Source organism: uncultured Turicimonas sp., from assembly GCF_902477955.1.
In the GTDB taxonomy this organism is placed as follows: domain Bacteria; phylum Pseudomonadota; class Gammaproteobacteria; order Burkholderiales; family Burkholderiaceae_F; genus Turicimonas.
The window spans coordinates 1-26,450 of record NZ_CABSJB010000010.1 but is presented as its reverse complement, the minus strand read 5'-3'; the positions used below and the strand labels follow the sequence as shown (position 1 = coordinate 26,450).

Annotated in this window: 20 protein-coding genes; 10 read left to right on the top strand and 10 right to left on the bottom strand. The window is 44.0% G+C overall.

Going from position 1 to position 26,450, the window contains the following annotated elements; genetic code table 11:
- Position 1 precedes the first annotated feature (1 nt).
- Positions 2-1,333 carry an anaerobic C4-dicarboxylate transporter gene (locus RDK53_RS04410; protein ID WP_282164181.1) on the top strand — a complete coding sequence of 444 codons (1,332 nt, stop codon included), beginning with the start codon at positions 2-4 and terminating at the stop codon, positions 1,331-1,333.
- Positions 1,334-1,367: 34 nt separating this feature from the next.
- Positions 1,368-1,970 (top strand): MarC family protein, encoded by a 603-nt coding sequence (locus tag RDK53_RS04405; RefSeq protein ID WP_308513473.1) that lies wholly within the window; start codon positions 1,368-1,370, stop codon positions 1,968-1,970.
- Between the two features lie 329 nt (positions 1,971-2,299).
- Here RDK53_RS04405 and RDK53_RS04400 read toward each other — a convergent pair whose 3' ends face one another.
- From RDK53_RS04400 to RDK53_RS04385, 4 genes are all read right to left on the bottom strand, one after another.
- Complete coding sequence (locus tag RDK53_RS04400; RefSeq protein WP_308513472.1) at positions 2,300-3,733, bottom strand: FAD-dependent oxidoreductase; 1,434 nt, start codon at positions 3,731-3,733, stop codon at positions 2,300-2,302.
- Positions 3,734-4,654: 921 nt separating this feature from the next.
- On the bottom strand, positions 4,655-5,389 hold the full coding sequence (locus RDK53_RS04395; protein WP_308513471.1) for an HIRAN domain-containing protein: 735 nt from the start codon (positions 5,387-5,389) through the stop codon (positions 4,655-4,657).
- The gene (locus RDK53_RS04390; protein ID WP_308513470.1) at positions 5,382-6,275 is read right to left on the bottom strand and encodes a hypothetical protein; all 894 of its coding nucleotides are present in this window, start codon (positions 6,273-6,275) and stop codon (positions 5,382-5,384) included. The genes RDK53_RS04395 and RDK53_RS04390 overlap by 8 nt, the downstream gene beginning before the upstream one ends.
- Before the next feature lie 134 nt (positions 6,276-6,409).
- The gene (locus tag RDK53_RS04385) at positions 6,410-10,492 is read right to left on the bottom strand and encodes a DEAD/DEAH box helicase (RefSeq protein WP_308513469.1); all 4,083 of its coding nucleotides are present in this window, start codon (positions 10,490-10,492) and stop codon (positions 6,410-6,412) included.
- An 85-nt stretch (positions 10,493-10,577) separates the two neighbouring features.
- On the opposite strand from RDK53_RS04385, the gene RDK53_RS04380 reads away from it, so the two are divergent.
- The 3 genes from RDK53_RS04380 (at position 10,578) to RDK53_RS04370 (ending at position 11,807) form a co-directional block, all read left to right on the top strand.
- Complete coding sequence (locus tag RDK53_RS04380) at positions 10,578-11,072, top strand: 3'-5' exonuclease (RefSeq protein ID WP_308513468.1); 495 nt, start codon at positions 10,578-10,580, stop codon at positions 11,070-11,072.
- A gap of 238 nt (positions 11,073-11,310) precedes the next feature.
- Positions 11,311-11,481 carry a type II toxin-antitoxin system RelE/ParE family toxin gene (locus tag RDK53_RS04375; protein ID WP_308513503.1) on the top strand — a complete coding sequence of 57 codons (171 nt, stop codon included), beginning with the start codon at positions 11,311-11,313 and terminating at the stop codon, positions 11,479-11,481.
- Positions 11,481-11,807 (top strand): HigA family addiction module antitoxin, encoded by a 327-nt coding sequence (locus RDK53_RS04370; protein ID WP_308513467.1) that lies wholly within the window; start codon positions 11,481-11,483, stop codon positions 11,805-11,807. The genes RDK53_RS04375 and RDK53_RS04370 overlap by 1 nt, the downstream gene beginning before the upstream one ends.
- Positions 11,808-11,884: 77 nt before the next feature.
- On the opposite strand, the gene RDK53_RS04365 is transcribed toward RDK53_RS04370, so the two are convergent.
- The 3 genes from RDK53_RS04365 to RDK53_RS04355 form a co-directional block, all read right to left on the bottom strand.
- Positions 11,885-13,582, bottom strand: coding sequence for an FAD-dependent oxidoreductase (locus tag RDK53_RS04365; protein ID WP_308513466.1), 1,698 nt, complete (start codon positions 13,580-13,582; stop codon positions 11,885-11,887).
- Positions 13,583-13,650: 68 nt separating this feature from the next.
- The gene (locus RDK53_RS04360; RefSeq protein ID WP_308513465.1) at positions 13,651-14,466 is read right to left on the bottom strand and encodes a MerR family transcriptional regulator; all 816 of its coding nucleotides are present in this window, start codon (positions 14,464-14,466) and stop codon (positions 13,651-13,653) included.
- A 2-nt stretch (positions 14,467-14,468) separates the two neighbouring features.
- Positions 14,469-15,353, bottom strand: coding sequence for a DMT family transporter (locus RDK53_RS04355; RefSeq protein WP_308513464.1), 885 nt, complete (start codon positions 15,351-15,353; stop codon positions 14,469-14,471).
- Between the two features lie 203 nt (positions 15,354-15,556).
- On the opposite strand from RDK53_RS04355, the gene RDK53_RS04350 reads away from it, so the two are divergent.
- Together RDK53_RS04350 and RDK53_RS04345 are read left to right on the top strand one after the other, a co-directional pair.
- Positions 15,557-17,254: a peptidase M20 gene (locus RDK53_RS04350; RefSeq protein WP_308513463.1), complete on the top strand. Its 1,698-nt coding sequence runs from the start codon at positions 15,557-15,559 to the stop codon at positions 17,252-17,254.
- Between the two features lie 9 nt (positions 17,255-17,263).
- The gene (locus RDK53_RS04345) at positions 17,264-17,674 is read left to right on the top strand and encodes a peptidase dimerization domain-containing protein (RefSeq protein WP_066591099.1); all 411 of its coding nucleotides are present in this window, start codon (positions 17,264-17,266) and stop codon (positions 17,672-17,674) included.
- A gap of 175 nt (positions 17,675-17,849) precedes the next feature.
- Here the strand turns inward: RDK53_RS04345 and RDK53_RS04340 are convergent, their stop codons facing one another.
- The 3 genes from RDK53_RS04340 to RDK53_RS04330 are packed head-to-tail and all read right to left on the bottom strand — an operon-like array spanning position 17,850 to position 22,068.
- Positions 17,850-19,274 carry a lyase family protein gene (locus RDK53_RS04340; protein ID WP_308513462.1) on the bottom strand — a complete coding sequence of 475 codons (1,425 nt, stop codon included), beginning with the start codon at positions 19,272-19,274 and terminating at the stop codon, positions 17,850-17,852.
- A 10-nt stretch (positions 19,275-19,284) separates the two neighbouring features.
- Positions 19,285-20,739, bottom strand: coding sequence for a lyase family protein (locus tag RDK53_RS04335; RefSeq protein WP_308513461.1), 1,455 nt, complete (start codon positions 20,737-20,739; stop codon positions 19,285-19,287).
- A 12-nt stretch (positions 20,740-20,751) separates the two neighbouring features.
- Entirely contained in the window at positions 20,752-22,068 is a 1,317-nt protein-coding gene (locus RDK53_RS04330; protein ID WP_308513460.1) for an anaerobic C4-dicarboxylate transporter family protein, read from the bottom strand.
- Between the two features lie 164 nt (positions 22,069-22,232).
- On the opposite strand from RDK53_RS04330, the gene RDK53_RS04325 reads away from it, so the two are divergent.
- From RDK53_RS04325 to RDK53_RS04315, 3 genes are all read left to right on the top strand, one after another.
- Positions 22,233-23,261, top strand: a complete 1,029-nt coding sequence (locus RDK53_RS04325; protein WP_308513459.1) for a LysR family transcriptional regulator — start codon at positions 22,233-22,235, stop codon at positions 23,259-23,261.
- A 109-nt stretch (positions 23,262-23,370) separates the two neighbouring features.
- Positions 23,371-24,231 (top strand): DMT family transporter, encoded by an 861-nt coding sequence (locus tag RDK53_RS04320; protein WP_308513458.1) that lies wholly within the window; start codon positions 23,371-23,373, stop codon positions 24,229-24,231.
- 670 nt (positions 24,232-24,901) lie between these two features.
- Positions 24,902-26,095, top strand: coding sequence for an ATP-binding protein (locus RDK53_RS04315; protein ID WP_308513457.1), 1,194 nt, complete (start codon positions 24,902-24,904; stop codon positions 26,093-26,095).
- Positions 26,096-26,450: the final 355 nt, after the last annotated feature.

The window sequence follows — 26,450 nt, the reverse complement described above, 5'->3', positions numbered from 1 at the left end:
TATGTTCTTTGCAGAATTTCTAATTGTCATCTTGGCCATGGTAGTTGGCGCTCACTGGGGCGGCATCTTTTTTGGTATGGCCGGCGGTATCGGGCTTGGTATCTTAGTAGTTTTCTTCGGACTCGCTCCGGCAAATCCTCCGATTAACGTCATGTTAATCATGATGGCGGTTGTGTTGGCCGCTTCTACCTTGCAGACGGCTGGAGGTATGGATGTTTTGGTTCGCTGGGCAGAAAAGCTTCTTAGACGAAATCCTAAAAATATTGTTTTTGTTGCACCTGTCATTGCGTGGCTCTTTACCTTCATGGCAGGAACAGGCAACGTGCTCTATAACCTGCTTCCTGTGATTGCAGAGGTGTCAAGAGAGACGGGGATTCGACCGGAAAGACCGATTTCTATTTCCGTGATTGCGTCTCAGCATGCAGTCCCGTCGAGCCCGATTTCTGCGGCTACCGTAGCTTTAGTCGCTTTCTTAGCCCCGTTGAATGTCAGCTATTTTCAGATCTTGGCAATTGTAGTTCCCGCAACTTTGATCGGTTTGTTCTTCGGTGCATTGTCGGTCTATAAAAAAGGCTTGGAACTATCAGAAGATCCTGTCTATCTTGAAAAAGTAAAAGCCGGTTTGTTTAAAGATATGGATGCCGGTAAGAAGGAAGCTTTAGGCGGGCATAACTTTTCCGGCTATGCTAAAGCATCAGTGGCAATCTTCTTGATATCTGCCGTTGTCGTCGTTTTGGTTGGTACTTTCCCATCGTTACGTCCAGAAGTGACGAATGCAGCTGGAAAGGTTCTTAAGGTCAATATGACGCAAATGATCGAAATGGTGATGCTGATTTCGGCCGCCTTTATGGTTATGTTCTGCAAAGCCGATCCAGGCAAAATTACTTCGAGCTCAGTATTTAAGGCAGGCATGATGGGCGTTGTGACAATTTTTGGCTTAGCATGGATGTCCGATACCTGGATTGCAAACAATCTTCCGCTTATCAAGTCTGAAATTGCTAGCTTAGTTCAGGGACAGCCTTATTTATTTGCTCTCGGGTTATTCGTTGTTTCTGCTTTAACTCATAGTCAAGGCGCAACGGTTGGAGCCATGATTCCGTTAGGTGTGGCCTTGGGAATTGATGGATTGACTTTGACCGCAATGTATCCGGCAGTCTGCGGCTATTTCATTATTCCGAGTACTGGAGTTTTGCTTGCCGGCGTAGCTTTCGATGATACCGGCACGACAAAAATTGGTCGTTGGGTGGTTAACCATAGCTACATCGTTCCAGGTCTTGTGACTACGATTGCTGCTGTAACAGCTGGTTTCGCCATAAGATATATCTTCTTCTAACATCTAGGGGGCGGCGTTTAGCCGCCTTTCCAAAATGACAGCAACAGATTTTTTCGCACTTTTTGTTAAGTTCTTCTTTCTGCTGACTCCACCGTTTGTTATATCGGTTTTTTTAGCTGTAGCGCAGAATTATTCTCCTCAAGAAAAAGCTTCTTTGGCTTTACGTATTACGGTTGCGACTCTGTTGGTCAGTACCGTCTTGCTTCTTTGCGGAGGCTATATCTTTTCAGTGTTCGGCATCACTATTAATGCTTTCAGAATAGGAACAGGGGCAATCCTCTTTTTGACATCAGTGAGTCTGGTCAGAGGAGAGGATTCTGCTTTGAAAGTAAAAGGTTCACTTCAATCAATCGCAGTAGTACCTATGGCGATTCCTATCACCATTGGTCCGGCAACTGTCGGCGCACTAGTTGTATACGGCGGTGAAATCCACGGCTTTGTTGAATGGATTGCGTCATTTTGTTCTATCGCTTTGGCGATTTTATGCGTCGGTTTCCTTTTGTGGTCTTCAGCTTACATTGAAAAAGCCATTGGAAAGAACGGTCTTGTGGTTATGAGCAAACTTACCGGGCTTATTCTTGCGGCTCTCTCCTCACAAATGATATTTGATGGAGCGAAAGCGCTTCTGTTTACCTAGAACTCGCTCCTGTAGCATGTGAAGACCGGAAACAATAATGATTTTGTTCCCGCTTATCGATGTTTACAGATCTGAGAAGTTAAGAGGTAATTGAGGTGGGGCAGTCGGCTTTTTCCTAACCTCCGAATCTAACAAAAATCTGTTTAATTTTCCGGATCTGGAAAAAGCTAGGCCTCCTTTTCTAAACAAAAAGGAGGCATACTCAGACTGAGGCTAACTACAAACCGAAAGAAACATGAAACATCCGGCTTGAATTGACCCAACTGCTCCTGTTCTTGTAGACATACTACAGACAGGAAGAAATTGGAGGAAAAATCTGCCCAAACCTTTTAAGAAGCAGTGTTGCCGGGTGCCTTAGGAATCTCCGGACTGTCCTTAACCGGATTCGAACATAGCGCTTCATCCTTACGAATTGAAATGGTATGGCGCTTCTTGCGTAACGGAAGAACAATGATTTGCAGAGCATTGCTGTACGTGAGATAACTCAAGAACCAGTCCATAAATATAACAATTCGATTCTTTACACCAAGAATATAAAAGAGGTGTAAACCCAGCCATAAGAGCCAACCTAGTATTCCTCCGAAGCAGAAACTGCCTATTTCTACAACGGCGTGGCTCTTGCCAATAGTTGCCATCTGACCCTTATCAAAGTATTTAAACTCTTTGAGAGGTTCGCTATTAATCATTTTCTTTAAGTTGTAGGCAATATTAGTTGCCTGCTGCATCGCCGGCTGAGCAACCTGTGGCAGCCCATTAGGGTATTTTTGAGTCGGAAAGTATGCTGTGTCGCCGATGGCATAAATTCGATCAAACCCTTTAACTCTATTAAATTGGTCAACGATAAGGCGATTGCCCGGACCATAGAGCTCTTTATCAAAGCCTTCCAGAGAATTAGCACGTACGCCTGCCGCCCAAAAGACGTTATAGGTATGAATGTCTCCATTCTTTAACTTCAGGATGCCGTTCGAAAAATCTTCAACTCTGGTATTAAACAAAAGTTCGACTTTTCGAGAAGTCAGGTAATCTGCAGCCTCTTTAGAAGATTTTTCTTTAAAGGCCGGAAGCAGACAGCTGCTGGAGCTGACAACGACAATCCGCATGAGATTAGCGTCTAAGTCGGGGTAGTCTCGCGGAAGCACGAATTTCTTCATTTCCGCTAATGCCCCAGCAAGTTCCACACCGGTTGCACCGCCACCGACAACCACAAAAGTCATGAGTCTTTGTCTTTCTTCTGCACTGTTGGTAGAAAGAGCTAGTTCAAAACTTTCTAGGATCTGATTGCGGTTATAAAGAGCTTCGGACGTTTTCTTCAGAGCCATTGTATAGAGGGCCAAGTTTTTATTGCCGAAGTAGTTTGTGTCCGCGCCGGTTGCTATGACCAAATGATCAAAGGTAAGTTTTCCGATAGTGGTGTAAAGAATGTTTTCTTCCGGGTCTACACGCAACGCTTCGCATGCACGGATGTGAAAACATTCTCTTCCGCGGAAGATGTTTCGAAAAGGAAACGAAATAGTACTCGGTTCAATAGCGGCGGTAGAGACTTGATAAAGCAGCGGCTGAAAAACATGATGGTTGCTTTTATCAATTAAAACGATCTGGAAGTTTTCATCCTTGAGCTTGCGAGCCAGAGTTAATCCGCCGAACCCGCCTCCGATAATGACGACGCGCTGGCGCCCTCGTTTATCGGGAATGTTCATCCAAACATGTTCGTCCTTGTATGTTTCTTCGCAAGCGCAATCTTCAGATTCAATAAATTCACTCACTTTTCGCACCTCATATACCGTTTGTGGTGGTATATCACACTGTGTTTCCTATGGTCTTTTTCAATCCAAAGCTTGAGCCTGCTCAGTTCGGTATCGAAAAAAGACATTCTTTCCTTTTGAGAAGGTGGAAAATCTTAGAAGTGGTAGAAAACGGAGGCAATAAGAAGTATGAAAAAATTAGTGAAATTTTCATCCGTTTTATATAAAAAATCATCCGTTTGTTCGAAATACTTCTTGCTCAAAATGGTGCGGCGGAAAGCCGGCCATTTTTGTAGTAACAGCCGGCATGTTGTCTAAACGCTAAGAAGTTTCAAAATTTCTTCCTTACTGAGCTTGCCCGACATATCTGCGCCTTCTAATAAGGCGTCAGCTAAAGAACGTTTGGTTAAGTGAAGGTCGATAATTTTTTATTCAATGGTGTTCTTTGTAATGAGCCTGTAAATTGTGACGGATCTTTCTTGGCCAATGCGATATGCGCGATCGGAAGTTTTATATTCAACAGTAGGATTACATCTCGGATTAAGGCGGATTTTAGATACAGACCGGGTCCGTGACTTTTTGGCTAAATAAATTCTCTTTTCTCTTCTAATCTCAGATGATGGCTCAGAAAATCTTTGAATTTTTTCTAAACCCACACTCTTACCCACCGTGTGATGAGTCCTTATAAGAAGGAATAGATGGCACAAGACGAAAGAATACTTAAGCAGTTGAGCAGTTGCTTTGAAATTTCTTGTCTTTTTCTGTTTCAGCCATCCATTTGAACTGAGATACAAAACTCAGCTTAGTTTGAGCAAGTTCCGAATTACGGTCTTTAAGTGCATTGGGGCAGTCTTGGATCCGAGCTAACTGTCATAACCTGATAAAGGCCAAGTTCATGAGTTCAACTTATTTAAAGATATGACGTAGCCCGAAGTTGTTGCCTCAGCAGATATCCTCAAATTCTTTATTTTGATTAAATTCATTGAAAAGTTCCGGAGACACGAGTCCTTGAATTTTGCATAGTAGCCGGTAGTGATATGGGATATCCGGGCGGATAGCCTGCACTTGAACCGTGAAAGATTCGGGAGATTTTTCTTGGAGAAGAAGAAGTTCTCGTGACATGTAACGCGGAAGATAGCCTACACGTTGCTTTGGATTGGTAGCAGTTACTAAAGCCGCATATGGATCTTTCGGGTTATCCTTCTCATGGACGATCTCAAGTTTTTCCCCCTGGAACAACTTTGAAACTCTTTCATCTGCCTTGTCTGTCAAGTGAGATAGACCATGAGCGAAGAAATATGCGGCTAATTTTCCATCTTTTTCCGGCAGGAGTCTCTTGAAAATCTGAAGAGAATCAGTAGCTCTTCTTCCTCCCGAGCGAGAAAGAATATCCACAGGAGAGGAAGTTTCTTTGGGAAGCTCTAGCCACTCAATGAAAGCACTATACTCAGGCCTAGTATCTCTAATCAGACGATTAGAAAACAGAGGAAATAATGTAGTTGAAAAATATTTTCTATATAGATCGTCGAAACCTGGAAATGGGACAAAATTCTTCGCTTTGATGGCACCTTTTGTGTATGCGAACTCATAACCATCTTGTTTTTCGGTTAATCGGCCTACTACATACCAAGCATGACTGCCTGGGTCTTTCCAGGATACATAAGCGGTATTAAGCATTTTGTTTAATTCTTTCCAAATTCACTTCTATTAATTTTTTTGCAAATGTCTTATCAAGATCTGCCATCCATATGGATGGTATCGAGCTGATTATCTGAGAAATCTTTTGTTGTTCACATATCCTGATAAGCGCTTCCAATCTTTGTTTCAGTGATGGATCCAACTCTAAAAAAGAAAATAAAACCTCTACAGCGTCCAATCTCCTACCAATTGTACTTTCATAAAAAGGAGTTTTAGCTTTTTTTGAATAGGCAAGAACTGAGTAGTTCTTATCCTTAGTCTCTAGGCGGTCTTTTTTCCGTTTTTCTGTTAACTCTCTCCCAAGAGAAGAGGCATGATCAAACGTAACGGCAAGACTTTTTGTTTTATCTAGAGAATTAACGACGATGCCCCAATTTTCATGGTGCCGGTCAACATTGCCAACTAAAGCGTCTAGAAAAAGGTAGTCAAAAAAAATATTTGTGGGAGACTCACCCTTCCATTGAAAAGGTTCAAGAGCTTGAAATTTTTTTAAACAATCGAAAACTTCTTTAGGAGTGTACGCTTTTGGGGCTTTCTCTTCCGAGGAAGACGAGGGGTAATAAGGATCATAGTCTTTTAAGATTTCATTGCCCATTACTAAATATTCGTTTTTTTCTACAAAACTTGGAGTAACAACGCCAATTTTTCCCTCCCAACGAGAAAAGTAATATTCCGCATGAGCTATTCCTAGTTTATTAGCAATAAGTGCTGCACAAACTTCAGACCAGTGTTCACCTGTCCCTGGCCGAGAGAACTTGAAGAGCCAATTAACTCCCTTGGGTGATACTAACCAAAATTTTTCTTTGGTCCCTAATTGTTCGATATCCAACTTTTTGAAATCAGAAGTTTCGATATAAATTTCCATACATTCCGGCATGTTTTCTCAAAGCGTGGGTGATCATAAACCATCCTACCCAAAGTTTTAAATTAAGGAGGGACCATTTCTCATGACGGAAAAAGGGAAGCCGGCCGTTTTTGTAGTGACAGCCGGCATGTTGTCTAAACGCTAAGAAGTTTCAAAATTTCTTCCTTACTGAGCTTACTCGACATATCTGCGCCTTCCAATAAGGCGTCAGCTAGAGAGCGTTTTGTTAAATGAAGGTCGATAATTTTTTCTTCAATTGTGTTCTCAGTAATGAGCCTGTAAATCGTAACGGCTCTTTCTTGACCAATGCGGTAAGCTCGATCGGAAGCCTGATCTTCAATGGCAGGATTCCACCATGGATCCAGATGGATAACGTAGTCCGCTCCTGTCAAATTCAAACCAAGTCCTCCTGCCTTAAGGCTAATCAAAAAGATTGGCGTTAAGCCGGTTTGAAATTTCTCTACCAAGCCCTTTCTTTCACTGGTTGGTGTTGAACCGTCTAAATACAAGTATTCGATTTTTGCCTCATCAAGAACTTGTTTAATCAAAGCAAGATGAGAAGTGAACTGACTGAATACCAAGGCGCGGTGGTTATTTGCAATCAAATCTTTAACCAACTCCAGGAATACGGAAGCTTTGGATGAGGGAATGTCCAGTTTGGCATCAACGAGCTTGGGATTACAGGCGGCCTGACGCAGTTTGGTCAAAGCTGCCATAGCCTGAATAGAGTTGATTTCACCGGAAGCAAGGTTCTCCAGAGTGTTGTTTCTGAGATTTTCGTAAAGCGCGGTTTCTTCCGGAGACATCGAGACTTTAATAGTGATTTCCGTTTTTTGCGGCAGCTCTTCCAATACCTCCGCCTTCGTTCTTCTCAACAGGAACGGAGAAATCATTTTTTTTAGAAGGCGTTGTTGTTCTTTATCCTGATATTTCTCAATAGGAATGATGAATCGTTCGCTGAAATCCGGCAATGAACCGAGCAGACCCGGGTTGGCAAAATCAAATAAGTTCCAAATTTCACTTAAATGATTTTGGATCGGAGTACCAGTCAGCAAGACACGGGCTTTGCTCTTTAAAGAATGAACATTCTTTGATATCTGGGATGTTCTGTTTTTGATGGCGTGAGCTTCATCAAGCACTACCACATTCCATACGGTCTTAGACATGTTTTCAATTTCTGAGCTAAGAACGCCGTAGGTACAAAGCACGACATCGTTGTTGCCCGCGGTTTCTAAGATCTTTTTACGGTCTCCCGAATTAAAGATGTGAATATTCAGCGACGGGGCAAAGCGGGAGATTTCATCACGCCAGTTATAAAGAACGGAGCTCGGCGTCACGACAAGACTTGGGCCTTGCGAGGCTCTAAATAACAACAGTGTGATGGTTTGAATCGTTTTACCCAGGCCCATGTCATCAGCCAAAATGGCACCTGCACCCCAGTGGGCCAATCTAGCCAACCACTCGAACCCATCGATCTGGTAACTTCTTAGTTCTGCTTGTAAAGACGGCGGGACAGAGACTTTCAGATCGTTTGCGGAATCAATCCGAGAGAGAAGATCTCGATATTCTTGGTCTGCATTTAAGCTCACCCCGGCATCTTCTAACTCTTTCAAAGAGCCGGCGTTAAAAGCAGAGATTTCCAGTTCTTTCTTCTTTTTATGAGTGACTTTGGCGATCTGCGAGAGAACTTTTTTGAGCTTATCGCTGATTGCTACGTACTCTGTGTCATTGAGTTTAATGAACCGGCCTTTAGCTTCGCGGATTTTATCGAGGAGCTCATCCATTTCTAAGGCCGTTTTGCCGTCAAGCTGAACTTTTCCTTGCATTGTCAGCCACGAGCCGATGCTGCGAATATTGAGATTTATGGAGTCAAATGTGATTGGCGGTTTATCTACTTTGAATTTGACTTCCTGAGGCCAAGCGATGTCGCAAATCCCCTTGTTTTCTCTTAATACTTCCATGAATTCCAAGACTTGCTCGGTATTGAGTATCCAGGTGTCGGAATTTTCTTGGTAGTCAGAAAAGCCCAGAAGTTTATTTTCGATTTCTTCCCAATTTGTCTTTTCTTTCTTCAAATCTCGGCTGACCGAGACAGGCTCTTTATTGACGTTAACCGTGACAAATTGCAGGCCATGACCCGGCTCAAAAGCCATGGTTGAGCCCGGTACCGGCCGTACGACGGCGTGAACTGAATAACAGTTGTAATCTGCCGGTGAGAATTGAAAAGTAATTTTGCTTACAGCTTTAGCCGTCGGCTTCATCTCCTTATCGCTGACAAGATTAGAGAGTACCGGAATGTCCGTACTAATCTCTTTGATCATTTGGGTCAGCGGCTTTACGCTTCTTGCCGGAAATGATTTGACTTTATTGAGCTGACCTAGGATCTGCTGTTCTTCATGGGAGAGATGGTAGATTTTTAATACTTCGGGAGACTCCCAAACGGACAGATAATCATATGTCAGCAGGGCGGCCTGCGAAAACTCTTCCAAATTATGATGAGGAACGATTTCTCCGTTCTTATTTTTAGTAAATGATAGCTCCAACGAACCTTTACATACCTCTATCCTCTGCGATAGATCTGTGTCCAAACGGTAGACGTAGGGATAGCCTATGAGGTGAGACATGGCCTCCGCGCCTCCCAGTCTGGAAGAGACAAAGCGTTCGCCTCCTTCGACCAAATTTCTAAGTGCATTTTCAACCGGGCCTGACGGGGAAGTTGATTTCTTAAAAGCAGAAAGAGTTAAAGATTTGCCTGATGTCCAGGATCCATTTTTAGTTCTTTTCTGAAGTCTTGGCCAAATCTCGAGCGTATCCTTATCAACCTCATAGACAAAACGCTCAGAATCTTCAGTATCCGGTCTTCGGGTTCTGCTGTTTTGTATCTGGATAATCCGCTCTATTACCCGTTCCCATTCCGCTTGAACTTTGATGAGAGACATTAAGGGAGGAACGCCAAAATCGCAGGTCTTGTTGTCATAACTGAAAGTGGTTTCTCCGTTTTCATATTTTTCCGGGTTGAGGACAGCATCAGCTTCTCTTCGGAAGAACATGGGAAGTTCCGGAGCGTCTGCGTAAGATTTTAGCTTGTCTCTCTGGGTGGACTCGGGCCTCAGTTTAGTGCAAAGGAGTGCCCACCAAAAGCTAAAAGATTCGGGATTGAAACCTTGCAAATAATATCTGACTGCGTTGTCCCATTCGGAGGATTCCGTATCTGTAATCCGACTGCAGAGTTCAAACAGAATTCCGCCGTCTCTTGGGATTTTTGTTTGTTTAAGTGATGCTAAAGAAACGGCTTTTTTAAATAAAGAAGGATCTTGCTTTCCAAGCAAAAGATAGATTCCCAAAAAAGTATTGAGGAAAGGATCATCTACCACACGCTTATTAGAAATTTCCTTGCATGCCTTCTGAATTGTAGCGACAGCTTCTTTGTAGTGTCCTTCAAAAGTATAAAAAAGAGATAAAAAGAAATAGGCCGGGATCCGGGCTACAACTTCGGCCGATATCTTGTGAAGATTTGCGCCGTTGAAGCAATCAATATAGAAAAGGAAGAATTGACTTGGTGTAATTTCAGCGGCATCCAATACTCCTTCTTTTTCTTTGTCTAACAGGAAACTCTTGAGGTTTTCTCGTAAATTTGCTGCCAAAACTATCGGTTCACGTCGAAAAACGGCTACAAATTGATCCCAAAAAGCCTCTAACACATCAGAAGGAAGAGAGCTCAAAAAGTTGGTTTTGCCGCTTAAGAAAGCCATCCACACGAGAACCGCCTGGATGTACCGAGACTCAACCATTCTTTGGTATTCTCGCTCGGAGAAGGTATTGCCTTTGGAGAGATTCTTTTTGAAGCAGCGAACGACTTTTGCGAGTAGGAGTGCTCCGCTTTTATCCGTAAAACAATACTTTTGGGAGATTTGGTCCGCAAATCCGGTGATCATTGTTTGAGAAACGTGCAGAAACAAAGAAGCCGCAAACAAAGGATTTACGCAAATGTCGTCCACGTCAGAATCCTTTGCAAGTTTGTACCAATAATCTTCGTCAAACATCCAAGCAGGCACCGAAGAATCTACGAGGTACCAAGGCAGCCCGAGTATGCTCCGCATTCCCTGAATCGCATACGGATCTCCATCGCCGTTGGTAAGACAGACCAGTAAGCAAAACTCAATACTATCTGAAGTTTTTTCGTCGATAAAGTCTTGGATGCTTGGTAGGAGAAACATGATGTTCGGTTTCAACTCTTTAAAAATATTGATTTTAATTGCCCGTTAGGACAAAATCTAAAAATTCAAGAGAGGAAAGGAAGAGATGCAGAATTTTGCGGCGATTGACTTTGAAACGGCCAATATGTACAGAACCAGTGTATGCAGCGTTGGTTTAGTCATTGTGCGAGACGGCATCATTGCGGATAAGTTCTACAGTCTTATTCGGCCTACACCTCACTTTTACACGTCTTTTAATACAAAGATTCACGGTATTTGCAAAGAAGATACTTTGAATGCACCGTTATTTCCGGATGTCTGGATGCAAGCTGCCCCGCTTGTAGAAGGTCTGACGCTGGTTGCTCATAACAGTCCGTTTGACGAAGGATGTTTAAAGGCTGTGTTTGCTCATTATGAGATGCCGTATCCGGAATACCATTTTCTTTGTACTTGCCGTGCCTCCCGAAGAGTCATTGGAAATATCCTTCCAAACCATAAACTTCATACGGTCGCCCGCTATTGCGGCTACAACTTACTTAATCATCACCATGCACTAGCAGATGCCGAGGCATGCGCCGAAATTGCTTTGAAGATCCTTTAATAATTCGGTGGAAAGCAAAACGAATACACCGCAACGCGATAAAAAGAGATCTTGATTTAGAGGAATTTATTCACTGTTGCATAAGATTCAACATAAGGCTATGCTGTTGCATATTGGTAAACGGAAAAAGACGATTAAAAGCTGGTCTCACAAAGGTTTGAAGAAGTTTTTTTGAAACGGGCTTTAAAGCCGGAATACAAGCGAAATACTCAGATCGGCTAAGTGAACTTCTGTTGACCTGGGACTCTATAACAGAGTACAACAGCTTCGTCATCCTGGTTATCGCCTCCATAACTTATCAGGAGATCGACAAGGTACCTGGTCTTTGACTGTCTCTGGAGGATGGCGCATCACCTCTGAATTTCGAATGGGTGATGCCTATATTACAAATTACGAGGACTATCATTAATGTCAAAAATGTTCAATCCGCCCCATCCGGGACATATCGTTAAGTCAGTAATGGAAAGTCTGGGACTGAGTGCTCGTAAGTTTGCAGCTAATCTTGGTGTCTCTCCGGCTACTGTTACAAGGCTCGTTAAAGGAGAGATAGCTATTTCTCCGGAAATGGCTGTTAAGCTCAGTGCGGCAATTCCGGGACCTGATGCTGCTATGTGGCTGCGTATGCAGGCAACCTATTCAGCTTGGCAGGCTGAACAGCGGATAGATGTGAGCTATATTCAGCGCTATTCCATCGACGAGACTGCCGCGCAGAATTTGCTTAACCAAGATAGTTAACGAGGACTTCCGCTGACCTTAGTCCGCGAAAGTCCTAATCCCTTCCTGATTTCAAGGAAGCATTTGTTCCATGTCAGTTATTTGGCTTTGGCAATGTCGTCTGCTGCTGAATCGGCAGCCAGCTTGCCTAAGATAACGCCAATTGAAACACCTTGGCCGTATTGAGCCGCAGCTTCTCCGCTGGCGTAAAGTCCCGGGATGACCTTGCCTTCAGGAGTCAATGCTCTTCCTTTCAGGTCAATTTTGATGCCGCCGTATGTAGTCTGGCTTGCCGGGCTGATCTTGGCACCGTAATACGGAGCTTTGTCGATTCGCGAGAAGCGAGAATCTTTACGTCCGAACTCTTCATCTACGCCTTTGTCCATTCCTTGGCGGTAACTTTCTACGGTTTTTTCTAAATTTGCAGCGGAAATGCCAAGTTTTTCCGCTAATTCAGGAACAGTAGCTGCTTCCACGAAATATCCGGCTTCCTTGTATTTTTTCATCAAGGCAGCTCTATCGATAGAAGCCTGATCAAAAATCAGATAAGCATGTCCGCCTTGTTGGTCTTTGATAGCTTTGCCAAGAACCGGAGTAAGGGCTAATTCATTAACGAAACGCTTTCCATCTGTATTAACAAGAATGGCACCGTTGTATCTGACATTGGTTAATGACACAGCTCCATGGCCTGTGTCATAAGCCACTGTTTGAGGTCCGGATTTTTCCATCTGAGCCAGACCTGCACCGACTTTTTGCGCCATCTCTAAACCGTCGCCTGTGGCGCCTCTGCTGGCCGTGGAAGGATAACCGGCCCACATAGGTGTGTATTTCTCAACAAGTTTCGGATTGGAGGCAAATCCGCCGGTAGCTAAAACGACTGCTTTCGCATAAATTGTATAAGTGCCGTTATCGTTTTTAACTTTAACGCCCGCGACGCGGCCGTCTTTGACATACAGTTCTTCGGCTTTCGTGGACACTCTCGGTTCTATTCCAAGACTATCCATCTTCTTTTTCATTACCGGAACAAGCATGGATCCAAGAGCGCCGCCATCTTTCGGCGTGTGCTGAGAGCCGTTAATAACACGGCCAAGATCAGCTCCCATGTTAACGAGCCAGTCTGTGGTTGGCCCCGAGAGTTCTGCCAAATTCTTCAAGGAAGCATCATCCGGTCCTTTACCTTTTAGTTTTTTGTAATAGTCTTCGGCGGTGTATGGTTTCTCAAGCGCCATCTGAACCTTGCTGCCACCGGCGTTAAAGGCGGTAGAGGACAATGCCGTTGTACCGCCAATCATCGGAAGCTTTTCTACAAGAATAACGTTAAGACCTCTTTCTTTTCCTTGGATGGCGGCTGCCATACCGCTGCCGCCGGCACCAACCACTACCAAATCCGTAGATTCATCTTTGTTTGGCACAGCATCTTGTTTCTTTAGCGCAACCGGCTTTAAGTCTTTTTCACTTCCGCCGGCTTTGACTAAAGCTTCTTTAACTGCGTTTTTGAGAGCGTTGCTGGTGTTGGTTGCTCCGCTTAAGCCGTCAATGGTCAAGGATTGTGAAGCAATGATTTTGGACGGCAGCTGCTGAATAGCTGTTTCGCCGATCATGGGCGTTTCGGAATTCTTAAGAACCTTGATGTCTTTGATTTGAGAATTTTCAATGGTTGTTTGAACGACAACCGGACCGTTATTTCCTTTTCCTGTTGTTTCATAAGTGCCGGCGGTTAGGGCACCGACGGCGGCAGAACTGGAAGTGAGGACGACAATAAGCGCAGCTGCTTTGTTTAATCTGAAAACTTTCATTTTTTCTCCTTGGGAATCAACTTATTTTTTTCAGAATAAACCTTGGTGTAACACACAGGTCAAGTGAGTTAATCGGTATTCTTTTCTATTCTCACTCGAATCAAAATGAAGAATTCAGTCTCTTTATCGTTTTCCTCAATAGCCAGCAGGCGTCCGGATGATTGATGAGAAAAGCAGACTCCAAGCTCTTCAGCTTTTTTGAATAAGGGCAAAAGGTCTTGTCTTGTGAGATTGAATATGTCAGAAACTTTCAGATAAATAATCAGAAAACGACCCGGCGGAATGGTTTCGACAGGCGGTGCAATCTTAAGCTGAAATTGTTTGGCGTATTTGTTGATTATGCCGAGGCCGAGACTGACAGAGTAGGGGCCGGAAAAAGCAGGATTTTGGAGCTCTTCCTTTGGTATTTTGATGGAGATGTGCGTGAAAGGGAAATGCTCAGCCCACAGCTTCGCAATTTGTTTTATCTCTTTGGAGGGAGCTGCAGAGCCGAAGGTATAGATGCCGTGAATTGAATCTCTCTCCACCACTTCTACGGTAGGCATGCAGCGGTTTGTTTTCTCCAAGTATCCTTGGACCTCGTGCAAACGCAGTTCCAGTTCTTGTAATTTCTCTATTTGTGCTCTTACTTGACGGGACTTCTCCGACAATATTTCTTTCTGATGAATAACTGAAGAATTGTTGTATTCCAGTACTTCAGGCAATGGAAGGCCGAGGCTGCGCAGGATTCTGGCGTTGGCGAGCTGAAGAAAGTCAAATTCGTCGTAGTATTTATATTTGTTCTCAGAATTCGTTACAGGCGTAACGAGTTTGCATTCCGTATAGTGTCTTACAACATCTGATGTCACACCGAGAGCGTCTGCGATGGCTTTAACAGTTTGCATAGTTAATTATCCTGCCGAACTTGACGGTTCTTTTTAAGTCTGGAAATGATGAAATAGCTGCTTACGGCACTTCCAACGATGAAAACTATCCCGAGTATTTGGAAGGCTGTGGGCATTTCATTAAGAAACAACCAGCCTAAGATTACAACAAATGGCGCACCTAGGAATAAATAAATGGAGTTCAGAGCGCTGTCGCCGTATTGCCAGGAAAAGGTCTTTGCTATTTGGAAAAGCAGCGTCAAAAGAACAGCTAAAAGCAAGAAAGGATCTGCAAAGAGACTCAATAGATTTTTGTCGTCGGTACAAAGGCTTCCTATCAGACCAACCGTTGCGGAGGCCAGTGAAAAGTAGAAGGTTGTCACCAGTGTGGCTTCATGTTTCTCTCCAAGTTTTCTTAGAACCAACATTCCTAAGGCTGCCAGAAGACCGTATGCAACACAAATAGGAGTTAAAGGATTTGTCAAAATTTCGCCGTTCATTTGAGGATTCAGAACAAGGAGAATTCCGCCGAAGCCTAGAAAGAGAGGAAAGAGCACGGCGATGCTGAAACTGCGGGAAGAAAAGCAAAGCGCCAAGACCACCCAAAAGGAGGCCGTGTAATTGAAGCTTTGCGCTACCGCGGCCGGCATATTGAAAATGAGAATGATGTTGGCGAGCACGGTCAGGACGCCAAAAAGACAGCGGAGAAAAATTAAGCCGGGATTTTTCGGTATGAAGCTTTGATGTTTGACGGTTAACAGTGCAGCTGTCAGCAGTGTTACCAACAGGTATTTTGCGAACATGAATTCGTAAAAAGAAAAAGTTTGTCCGCAAAGTTTGGTAGCAATGGTCAGACATGAAAAGAAAAATGCTGAGGCAATCAACCACAAGGAATTGGTAATTTTCAAAGCTCTCCTCCTATAGGACTTGAGGTTAAGGCGGTTTGAAAAACCTGTAAATGCGAGTTAATTCTTACGGCTTCAGCCGCTCTCTGAATTTCTCTTAAGCCGCATGTGTCTTTTACGACACTTGTAAGTAGTTGTTATTGACCAAGTGTAAGGCAGCAAGTAGGATAGACGCGTCACTTTAATTTTCCTAAGGAGGTGTACACATGAAAGTAAAACTTTTGGCTGTTTTGGTCTCCAGCGCCGTTTGCTCTTCACTGGCTTTGGCTGCTGTACCAAACGTTTCTGAAGCGACCAAAGCTTCAGCGGAAGCTATTAATTCTGATCCGGTAATGCAGAAAATCAAAAAAGAATTAGAAACACCGGAAGCTCAGAAATGGAGATTCAATACTCACATGGAAGTCGTCAGAATCGCTTCTCCTTCTCGTTCTGAATTGAGAAGACAAGAAGAGCTGATGAGAAGATTTGTTCAAGAATGGGGTATTGACGAAAAGAACGTCATGTCCAGAGTCGGCGGAGACCTGCCCGGAGCAGGACTCCAAAAAGTTGACGGACTTCCAGTTTACAACGACTGCGTAAGAATTCCCGGAACTTATTCTCAGACTGCCGGCGCTCAAGCTTATGCCGGTCAGGGTCCGAAAGTTTTGTTAGAAGGTCATATCGATACTGTTAATCCTCCGGTTCTTCCTCCGAAGGATAAACCCTACATGCCGATCAAGCTTCAAAAAGCCGAATCTCCTTTGGTTAAAACACCTCAGGAATTAGCTGCTATTCCGGATGAACTGCATTTCGATAAGAACGGCAAAATCATTGAAGACGAAAACTATAAAAAAGCCTATAAGAGATATGACAGCCTAGACGATGCCATTGCTAAAGGCGGCTATCGTCTCTACGTTCCGGGCTACAACGATGCAATGATTAATACTGCTGCGGTTATGCAGATCGCTCAGATCTTAACGAAATACAAAGTTAAGCCGGTTTATGACTTGTGGGTATGCGGGACCGCCGGTGAAGAAGGAAAAGGCAACTTGGCAGGTATGAAACAGTTATACGGCTACAGCCAAGACACGGGCAAAGGCAACAATGCATTGAACTTCGTGGCCAATATTTCCGCCGACAGTACACGTCCCGGTTCCGGTGCCGTTAACTATCTCGGCTCTTATCGTTTTGAAATTAAGTACATCGACCCCAAAGGCGTGAAAGCCGGAGCACAGCAGCCGTCCGCTTTGATGGCAATGAACCGTGCAGTCGCTGCGATTGCCGATCTCAAGACTCCTTACGATCTTGACAAGAAAGCTGAAAGAACAACATATACCGTTGGCGTCGGCGAATGTACAAAGGCTCCTGAAGGCGGCAGAAGCGAAGAGTGCACTTTGATGGTTGATATGAGAAGCCCGACACCGGAACCACTCTTAGCGATCAGATCGAAGATCGAACCTAAGTTCCAAGAAGCGATGGATGCCGAAAATGCAAAATTCGGTCTCAAGAAAGGCGATCCTAAAGCAGTTAAGATGGAATTGGTTTGGTTCGGCGACAGACCAGCTCACCGCAGAACTAACTACGACGATCCGGTAGTTCAGATTCATTGGCAGGCTGCAGATACAGTCGGCATTGACCAAAGAAAAGCACTTGCTGAAGGAGCTTCTTCTTTGAACGACAATGTTCCTGCTGCCGTTGGTGTTCCGACTATCAATATCAATGTAGGAACTCCTGCTGCGGGCGGCGGGGGACACACATGGTATGAATGGGGCATTCCGGGTGACGGAAAAGCCGAAGGAAACCGTGTATACCGCATGATTCTTATGGGCTTGATGGCCGCAGGCTACAACACCGCTGACGGTAAAGTCGTTAAACCGCTGCTTGACCCGATGGGCAAGAGAACCACTGAAGAAGTTTATAAGTAGGAGGCAGAAATGAAGAAATTACTTTTAATTGGTTTGTTCGGTCTTTGTTCTGCCGCTAATGCAGCTGTTTTTGAAGTTGAAATGACCGGTCCGGGAGGCCACTCCAACGGCAACTACGGCAACGTTAATGCCGTTCATGCCGGAGCTCGTGCCATTCTTGCATTGGAAAAAGCACTTCCTTGTGCTTCCGCCTATAACTTCAAGGGCGGCGCAACGGTAAATGCTATTGCCGGCGATGCCAGATTCTTGGTTAACACCGGCGTGTGCAAAGAAGATGCTGCTGCTCTTCAAGAAAAGATCACTGCGGCGGTAAAGCAGGGAGCTGATGAAGAAAACGCATTCCGCTCCGTGAAAGCTGGGGACCTTGTCAAAGGTTTTCCGGCCGAGATTCGTTTTTCTGTAAAACAAGTCGGCAAATAAACTTGGAACCACTCAGCTTTTTAAGAAAAGGCTGAGGCCTAAAAACGAAGACATCCTTCCTCTTTGAATCTAGAGGAAGGATGTCAAATTTTTAGTTTAGGAACCTTTTTTCTTATTTTTCGAAGAAAAGCGAGGATTGGAAGTTCCTCGCTTATTTAGATTACGTTAGAAGACACTAGACCTTTCTGTAATTTTGATATTTGGCGAATAAAGCTTCCATCTTTTCAGGTTCGACCAAATTGTTGATATCAAAAAGTTCGTCAATGACTTCGTCAGGAAGGACTCCGGCCTTTTTGGCGGCTTCTTTGCAGGTGATATCTTCGTCGATGGCGATGTGGGCAATCTTAGTACCAACTTCATATCCAAAGAGAGCTGAGACCATCGTCGCTAATGAGGTGGATTTCTCAGTCATTGCTAAGCAATGCTCTTTATTCGCAGTAATGCCTTTGATGCATTTGTCGGCGAAAACTCTCATTGTTCTACTCAGCAAGTCGCTGCTTTCAATGAAACTTTTGATTGGAACGCCTGAAGAAGTTCCGAGTTCCAGCCAGCCGGAAAGAACGCCAGCAACTAAGCCTGCATGATTAGAACAGACTCGGTCTGTTGAAAGGAATACCATTTCCGGAATAACAGGATTGACTTTGCCTGGCATGATAGAGGACCCCGGAGCTACGGCAGGCAGATTGATTTCTCCGAAGCCTGCTCTAGGTCCTGAACCGAGAAGTCGAATATCTCGGGCAACTTTCCATACTAAAGTTGCTAAGGCCTGAAGGTGAGCATGAGCTATGACCAAGCCATCTGTTGCCATCATTCCGTCAAACAAATCTTCTTCCGTATGGATTGGGCGACCACAAACGTCGGACAGGTGTTTGTCAATAACTGCTCTAAACCCTGGCATGCATCCCATACCTGTGCCAACACAAGTTCCGCCGATGCAGGATTGGTTCCATCTTGCTTGTTCCACGGCTATTCGCTTGGCCAATCGTTCAGCGGCGTGAGCAAAAGCTCCAAATTCCTGGCCGAGAGTCATGGGAACAGCATCTTGCAGGCAAGTGCGTCCCATCTTGATGACATCCTTGAACTCTTCTTGTTTTTGGCGAAGAACTTGAGCAAAGTACTTCGTAGCTTCAATAACTTTTCCAAGTTCATCATGGACAACAATTTCTTTGGCCGTTGGAATCAGGTCATTGGTTGACTGACACATGTTGACGTGAGTGTTCGGATGAATGCCGCCTTTACTTTTATCTCCGGAAATTAATTCATTAGCTCTGTGGGCAATGACTTCATTGACAATCATGTTAGCCGGGGTGCCCGAGCCTCTGTAAATGTTGACAACGAAATTGCCTTTTAGTTTCCCCTCGACGATTTCCCAAGCGGCTTTCTCAATGTATTTTGCTTTTTCGGGATCCAAAGCACCAATTTCTGCATTTGCACGTGCACATGCGATTTTGCAAAGAGCAACTGCACGCATGTAAGGCGCATAATCATCCAATGTCAGCGGTCCCACATCAAAAGCTTCTTTATTTCTTTCAGAAACGATGCCCCAGTAAGCTTCGTCCGGAAGCTCCATTGTGCCTAATCCGTCATGTTCTTGTCTCATTTGGTTTCTCCTAGTCGATTTTTCTGAGGCTCTTAAACTTATTGAACATTTCAATTGTGGCTTTTCTATCGGCCAGCTTTCTGACATCAAAGAGTTCTTCAGCTACTTCAGGCGGAATCAATCCTTCCTCCAAGGCAACTTCTTTGCACGATTTTCCTTCGTTCCAGGCTTTGTGGGCAATCTTTGTACCGGTCGGATAGCCGTAAAGAGCAGAAACCATCGTTGCTAAAGAGGTACTCATTTCTGCATTCTGTCGTGCTTTTTCTGCGTTGACCTTTATACCTTTAATGCATCTGTCTGCTACAAGGCGGAAGCCTTTGTCAATGAGTTCAAGAGACTCCATTGCTCCTAAGAAACTGCCGCAAGTTGAAGAGCAAAGATCCAAGTCGGATTCGTTCACCGTCAAGGTTGCCATCATGTCATGCGAAATAATTTGCTGCATAATCTGGAGGAGTAACTCAGGCATGTAAGGATTGATTTTGCCCGGCATGATGGAGGATCCGGGAGCAATCGACGGAAGGATAATTTCGCCAATTCCTGTTCTTGGACCGGAACTGAATACATAGAGGTCATTGCCGATGCGGCCGCCTGCACATGCGATAGCCTTCAAGACACCCATCAAGTAGATGAATGAATCATTGTTCTGAGAGCCGTCAAACAGAGCAGAGTCCTCGATAACTTCTTCAGCAAACTTAGCTTGCTTCATCTCAAAGCCAACGACTTTAGACAAATGCTTATAAACTGTTTCGTTATATCCCGGAAGTTCGCCCATGCCGCTGCCGAGTACAGTTGCGCCAAGGATAGTTTCTTGATATTCCGGCAGCAGATTCTCCAGCCGTTTTCTATTTCTGGCGATGAGGCTATGCCAAGCACCGAAGACTTGACCAAACGTCATCGGCACTGCATCTTGCATACAGGTTCTGCCTAAACGGGGAACATCTTTAAGCTCCTTGGCTTTTTCCGCGAGAGAATCTTCAAAATACTTCACGGATTTCAATGTTTTGGTAATCATTCGGTACAGAACGATTGCTTCGGCTGCAGGATAGATATCGTTTGAGGACTGACACATGTTCACGTGAGTGTTCGGGTGAACGGCATCATATCCTTTCTTCCCAGTAAGAATTTCATTGGCTCGGTTGGCAATGACTTCGTTAACGTTCATATTGACGCCCGTGCCGTGGCTTCTCCAAATGTTTACCGGGAACTGATCAGAGAATTTTCCGTCAATGATTTCCTGACAAGCCTGCACAATGGCTTTTGCTTTTTCCGGCTCAAGGGCGCCGATCTCTTCATTGGCAAGGGCAGCGGCCATTTTGACTTCAGCAACAGCTTTAATTACATGAGGTAATTCATTGAAGGTATGGTCGGTGACGTCATAATTCTGGGCACAGCGGACAGTTTGGATGCCGAAGTAGGCATCATCCGGAACCGGCAAAGAGCCTAATGAATCTTTTTCAATACGCATTTTTAGTTCCTTTTAGAAAACAAAGTAAGAGATAACAAGACCGATCAAGATTGAGCTAATGCAGGTGACAAATCCCGGAAGTTGGAAGCTGTGGTTGAGAACATAGCTGCCGATCTTTGTAGTCCCCGAACGGTCGAATGTGATCGCAGAAATTGCACTGCCGGTTGCGGGGAAGAAGAAGAGACCATTGACTGCGGGTGCAAAAGCTACTAAAGAGCCGAGCGGCAAACCAAGGGAGACGCCTAGAGGCATAATTGAACGGGTTGTAGCACCTTGGCTGAGGAGCAAAGCAGACATAACAAAAATCATGACCGCGAAAAGGATCGGGAATTCGCGAACGATTCCGCCGAGATTATCGATAATCATGGCTTTATGGGCCAGGAAAAAAGTATCCGTCATCCATGCGATACCGAAGATTGCGATAACACCGGTTATACCTGCAGAAAACACGCTGCTCTTAGCGATATTTGAAGGTTTGAGGCCGCAGGCGAAGACAATTAAGAAGGAAGTGAAGAAAGCAATGATTTCAATTGCATTGGGAATCGAAAGGTATGTATCTTTGCCGTTAATCATCCAATGAGGCATTAAGGATTTAACGCTGCCGAGAAGAACGATGGAAGCAACACCGAGAGCAAACAGGGTAACGGAAATTAAGGCTTCTTTTGTTGGTTTGTATTCCCGAGAGGCTCCTTTTCCTAAAGTAATTTCACCCGAATCAATAAGCTTTTTGAATTCCGGATCGTTTTCCAGTTCGAGACCTTTCTTGTAAACACTTACCGCTCCAATCATGATGCCTAGGAAAATGGCAGGCACTAAAACAAGCATTATCTGTCCAAGAGAAACGCCTTGAGCTGCAAGAACAGCAAGGAGGGCAGCGGTGGAAGCTGAAACCGGAGAGGCAGAAATACCGTGTTGACTAGCAATCAAAGCGATTGACATGGGTCTTTCAACTCTGATCTTGGCTTCTAAAGCAACTTCGCAAATAACCGGATAAACAGCCAGCGCAACGTAACTAGTTCCGGTGAATACCGTGAAGAGAAAAGTGACAATTGGTGCCATAAAGGTGATTCGGTTGGGATTTCTTCTGAGAAGCTTTTCCGCCAAATGTACCAATAAGTCAAGACCCCCGGCTACTTGCAGACAAGCGGCCATGGCCGATACTGCAATAATGATAAGTAAGACATTAACAGGAGGCGAGGCGGGTCTTAGACCGAAAATAAAAACGAGTATGATAAGACCAACACAGCCTGCAAAACCCATGGCGACGCCGCTCTTTCTCGCGCCGATCATAATACACGCCAATATGACTAAAGCTTGAATCCAAAACATAGACAGCTCCTTATCAGGTTGAGGTTTGTTCTTGTATAACTTTGCAGCAATGGTGGTAAAGTGTTAAAGAACATGCTTCCAAAGAATGAAAAACATTCCTGTGCAAACTCATAGCACAAAGGAATATTGACGGAAAGACCTTTGCCGACGGAGGTTCTGACAATATGACTGATATTTCTAACGCATCCGATTTGTTTCTGAATAAAGCAGCTCAAATTTTTTTGAAGGCAGCCCAAACGTGCAGTTTTACAGAGGCCGGAGAGATGTTCGGAATGACTCAGAGCGCGGTTTCCCGAATAATCAAGCATTGGGAAGACGAGTGGAGAGTGCCTCTCTTTGAAAGGAACAGCCGGCCGGTAAGACTAACCCCAGAGGGCCAGGTGCTTAAGCAAGAATTGGAAAGGTATGTGCTTTCTTTCGGAAATTTAGCTCAAAACATCCGACAAGAAAACAAATTGAAGCCGTTAATCAGAATTGGATGCATTGAAAGTCTGAGTGTTGATCTGTTACCGAAACTCATCATTCGGCTCCGGAATAAAACCAGACAGTTGGTATCAGTAGTCGGTACTTCAGATGTCCTCCATCAAAAGCTCTTAAGCGGAGAGCTTGACGTGATTTTCTCGAGTGATTCAACGGTGGATTTAGCAAATTTGAAGCGGCAGAAGATTTTTCAGGAAGGAAGTTTGCTGGTTTTTCCAAAAAAGATGGAAAACTCAAAATGTTGGAAGTCTTGGGACTCTCTTAAATTTTGCGGTTTGCCTTTCCTCAAATACCATCACTCCAGCGGGGGAGGAAAACTTAATGAAGTTTTCTTAGATACCTCAGGGATATCTCTTCCTCATCAACTTGAGGTTGATAGCAACAGTACAATGCTCGCTTTGATCAGTGAAGGAGTCGGCTGGACAGTGTCGAGGGCGTCGACGATTCTTCAAAATAAAAATTTCATGGATAAGGTGAGCTATCGACCAATGCCGGCGCCTCTTCTATCTAGAAAAGTATATGTGCTTGCAAGAAGAAATGAGCCTGAGATTCTTATGAACACTTTTATTGAAGAGGCGTGCCGAATTCTCCGTGAGGATATCTTGAAAGAGCTGGTTGATATTGCTCCATGGATGAAACAAGAAATCTTTGTGTTGGATCCTGAGACAAAGTTGTTGAAAAACATTCAGGGAAAACCTCTGAAGGATTCGTAGATGGAATGTTAGGCATTCTGTTTGCTCACTTCTGTTAGCAAAAAATATAACGATAAAAGAGAATTCCTTCCTAAGAGAAGAAGGAAGAATTCCAAGGGAAAGGAAGAAAATGAGATTATCAGGCCCTCTTTTTGTTTTGATTGGTGCCTTGTGCTTTAGTTTTTCGGGAACGATCCAGAGTTTTGCGCCAGAGGGAGCAACACCATTTACTGTAACTGAAGCAAGAATGGTTATTGGCACTTTAGGTCTAGCTGCTTTCTGCTGGGCTGCAAAAAAATTTCCGAGCTCTTGGTCCTCTTTTAATTTTAAATTTCTCGTGTTGGTGGCTTTGTGTTTATATGGCTTCCAACTATTGTTCTTTTCGTCACTTCCAAAGACGGGCGTAGCCGTTGGAACCATTGCAGCCATTGGTTCAACGCCTATCTGGACGGCGATCATTGAGAAGATCGTTTACGGTAAAAATCCCTCAAAGATTTGGTATTTCTCGACTGTGACAGCGATTGTCGGCATTGTTTTATTGAATTTAGAGAATTTTAATTCAACCATCCATTGGATTTATTTGCTCCTTCCTCTGTTGGCCGGGCTATGTTATGCCGGCGAAATTGTAGCCGCACCGAAGGCGATGGAAGGCGTCTCTTCAGAATCCGCCATGGTAGTTGTCATGGGGTTGGTGGCTATCATCAATGCACCCATGCTGATGTTTTTCCCGATATCTTGGATCGCTACGGCACAAGGCCTTAGCTGTGCAGTCGCACTTGGCTTAGTAACGGCATCTCTAGCGTTTGCCTTTTTCTTTACCGGTGTTCGACACACTAAAGCAAGCGTAGCTTCTACTCTAGGTCTGGCGGAGCCGATGGGAGCCGCTTGCTGGGGAATCTTCCTTCTTCATGAGCCTTATTCTGCTTGGACTTTGATGGGTATCGGATTAATTCTGGTTTCTATTTTGGCGTTGAGTTTGAAGAGCGAATAATTGCCAGAAGGACTTGAGTTGGAATTATATGGACAACCATTAAAAAGTGAGCAAGCCACAAGGCGTGCAAGACCACAGGGAATGGTCTTTTACGATGAAAGTGTTTTGATGAAATTCGTTTGCATTGTAGAGGGGACCTTTATTTAGATGGTCTTCTCTGCCATAAGAGGTCTCCTCAAGCGCTTCCGTATTTAAGGTTGTCTTTTTAAAAGTATTGAATCAAACCGAAAACAACAAATCATTCAATATTGCATCGGCCGTTTGCAGAGACACCAAAGAACAATTTGTTCTTACACGAGCGCCATCAAAAGTAATGTCTGGTCCCTCCGAGCGGCATTGGAGGGGGAAGTCTCGGACGCTTTTCTTGTTGCCTTTCCCCAGATTTAATTGAAAAAAAGATGCCGGATTCCGATGGGATTAGAGGGATTTGTTTTGGTTTGTTCTCTTCTCCCTTTGTACGACCACAGATTCCATTGCATAAAGGCTACTGTTCTGTGAATGGCGACTAAGATGAGACTCCGTGAAAAGAAAGGCACCATCCAAATGTAAATTCATAGGAGGGCTTTTTTTAAAAGTTGGATTATGTTCCAATAATTTAAAATTTTGACTAAAAAATGGAGCGTAGTCCAAAAAAGTGGACTTCTCATGTGCCATTAGGAAAAGGACTGCAATGGAAAGAGAGGCATATCTTTCAGAGTTAGATAAGTGGAAAGAACTTCCATTCATTAAGATTGTTACTGGAGTGCGCTGGTGCGGTAAGTCTGCTTTATTGGAAAGCTTTGGCCGACGCCTTCTTAAAAGCGGAGTCAATCCTGACCAGATTATTGAAATTAATTTAGAAGATCCTGATAATCAAAACCTCAGTGACTGTGGAGAGCTCCACCGTTATATTCTTGCGCATGCTGTAAGTCCTTGTAAATACTATTTGTTTTTCGATGAGATTCATCATGTTAGGAATTTTGAAAAGACAATCGCAACTCTTTTTCTTCATGAAAATTTCGACATTTATCTCACCTGCTCAAACAATCAAATAATTTCCAGTGAGCTGGCTACGCTTGTATCCGGCCGGAACGTCCAAATTGAAGTGTTGCCGCTCTCTTTGAAAGAATTCAGAGAAGCTTTTCCAGAGAAAAGCCCAGAGGAGCTATTGGCGCTCTATCTTTCGACAACTTCTTTTCCGTTCTATTTAGAAGTTCCCGGCAAAACCGAATTTGTGGACAAAGTTCTTGAAGGAATTTTCAGCACGGTTATTATTAAAGATATCCTCTCATCAGGAAAGATTCGCGAACCATTAACATTGGTAAAAGCAGCCAAGGTTTGTTGTGAATTCATAGGTGATCGAATTTCGATTGCAAGAGTCTCAAAGTTAATGAGGTCTGGTGGTTATCAGCCGGATAACAAAACAACAGAGAAATATCTTCGTAGCTTATTAGATTCTTTCGTTTTGTACGAGGTTCACCGGTGGGATATTAAAGAGAAAAGACTTCTGAAGAACTCTGTTAAGTATTACGCCGTGGACTTAGGTCTGGTAAGAACGCTGTTGGGAAGTCGCTCTCTGGCTGACATAGGCCACCTCTTGGAAAACGTAGTATTTCTGGAATTGAAGCGGAGAGGCTATAAGGTCTTCACGGGAAAACTTGAAGAATTTGAAGTTGATTTTGTATGTACTAACGGTCAAGAAAAAATTTACATTCAAGTTGCAGCTTCGGTGAGAGACGAAGAGGTTTTGCATCGAGAATTGCGTCCTTTGCTTCGAATTCAAGATAATTTTCCCAAGTATCTTTTAACATTAGACAATGATCCGAAGGCAAGTATCGATGGTGTTCACAAAATTAACGCTCTGGACTGGCTCCTTTCCGGGTAATCAGTTATACGTAAGATTGAAAAAAGTTCGGATGATGAATCCAGCCAGCAGAGTTTTTAAAGAAGTTTAAGAAAATCAGAAATACTCAACCGGATTAATGCTGTTCATATTTATTTTTCTTTAGGTTATACTTAGCAATATAGCTAAATATAAAATTAGCTAATTTCTAATCTCTTTCCCCAAGGAGAACCTCTTATGAAACTTACAAGAAGAGTATTTATGCAGCTTACCGGCAGCGCTGCTTTGATGGTTTCTGCACCAACAGTGCTGGCACAAGGCCTCTCAGTAAAAAGACTCCCGCTTCCGTGCAGTCCAGCTGAAGGCAAATGGATTGGATCGGCTTGTCAGGGATGCA

Bases quoted from the DNA above. Each gene is read 5' to 3' on its own strand.
- RDK53_RS04340 (WP_308513462.1), bottom strand. From the start codon at position 19,274: ATGAGACAAGAACATGACGGATTAGGCACAATGGAGCTTCCGGACGAA.
- RDK53_RS04380 (WP_308513468.1), top strand. From the start codon at position 10,578: ATGCAGAATTTTGCGGCGATTGACTTTGAAACGGCCAATATGTACAGA.
- RDK53_RS04365 (WP_308513466.1), bottom strand. From the start codon at position 13,582: ATGAAAGTTTTCAGATTAAACAAAGCAGCTGCGCTTATTGTCGTCCTC.
- RDK53_RS04320 (WP_308513458.1), top strand. From the start codon at position 23,371: ATGAGATTATCAGGCCCTCTTTTTGTTTTGATTGGTGCCTTGTGCTTT.
- RDK53_RS04390 (WP_308513470.1), bottom strand. From the start codon at position 6,275: ATGGAAATTTATATCGAAACTTCTGATTTCAAAAAGTTGGATATCGAA.
- RDK53_RS04395 (WP_308513471.1), bottom strand. From the start codon at position 5,389: ATGCTTAATACCGCTTATGTATCCTGGAAAGACCCAGGCAGTCATGCT.
- RDK53_RS04315 (WP_308513457.1), top strand. From the start codon at position 24,902: ATGGAAAGAGAGGCATATCTTTCAGAGTTAGATAAGTGGAAAGAACTT.
- RDK53_RS04325 (WP_308513459.1), top strand. From the start codon at position 22,233: ATGACTGATATTTCTAACGCATCCGATTTGTTTCTGAATAAAGCAGCT.
- RDK53_RS04405 (WP_308513473.1), top strand. From the start codon at position 1,368: ATGACAGCAACAGATTTTTTCGCACTTTTTGTTAAGTTCTTCTTTCTG.
- RDK53_RS04345 (WP_066591099.1), top strand. From the start codon at position 17,264: ATGAAGAAATTACTTTTAATTGGTTTGTTCGGTCTTTGTTCTGCCGCT.
- RDK53_RS04410 (WP_282164181.1), top strand. From the start codon at position 2: ATGTTCTTTGCAGAATTTCTAATTGTCATCTTGGCCATGGTAGTTGGC.
- RDK53_RS04330 (WP_308513460.1), bottom strand. From the start codon at position 22,068: ATGTTTTGGATTCAAGCTTTAGTCATATTGGCGTGTATTATGATCGGC.
- RDK53_RS04385 (WP_308513469.1), bottom strand. From the start codon at position 10,492: ATGTTTCTCCTACCAAGCATCCAAGACTTTATCGACGAAAAAACTTCA.
- RDK53_RS04350 (WP_308513463.1), top strand. From the start codon at position 15,557: ATGAAAGTAAAACTTTTGGCTGTTTTGGTCTCCAGCGCCGTTTGCTCT.
- RDK53_RS04370 (WP_308513467.1), top strand. From the start codon at position 11,481: ATGTCAAAAATGTTCAATCCGCCCCATCCGGGACATATCGTTAAGTCA.
- RDK53_RS04360 (WP_308513465.1), bottom strand. From the start codon at position 14,466: ATGCAAACTGTTAAAGCCATCGCAGACGCTCTCGGTGTGACATCAGAT.
- RDK53_RS04335 (WP_308513461.1), bottom strand. From the start codon at position 20,739: ATGCGTATTGAAAAAGATTCATTAGGCTCTTTGCCGGTTCCGGATGAT.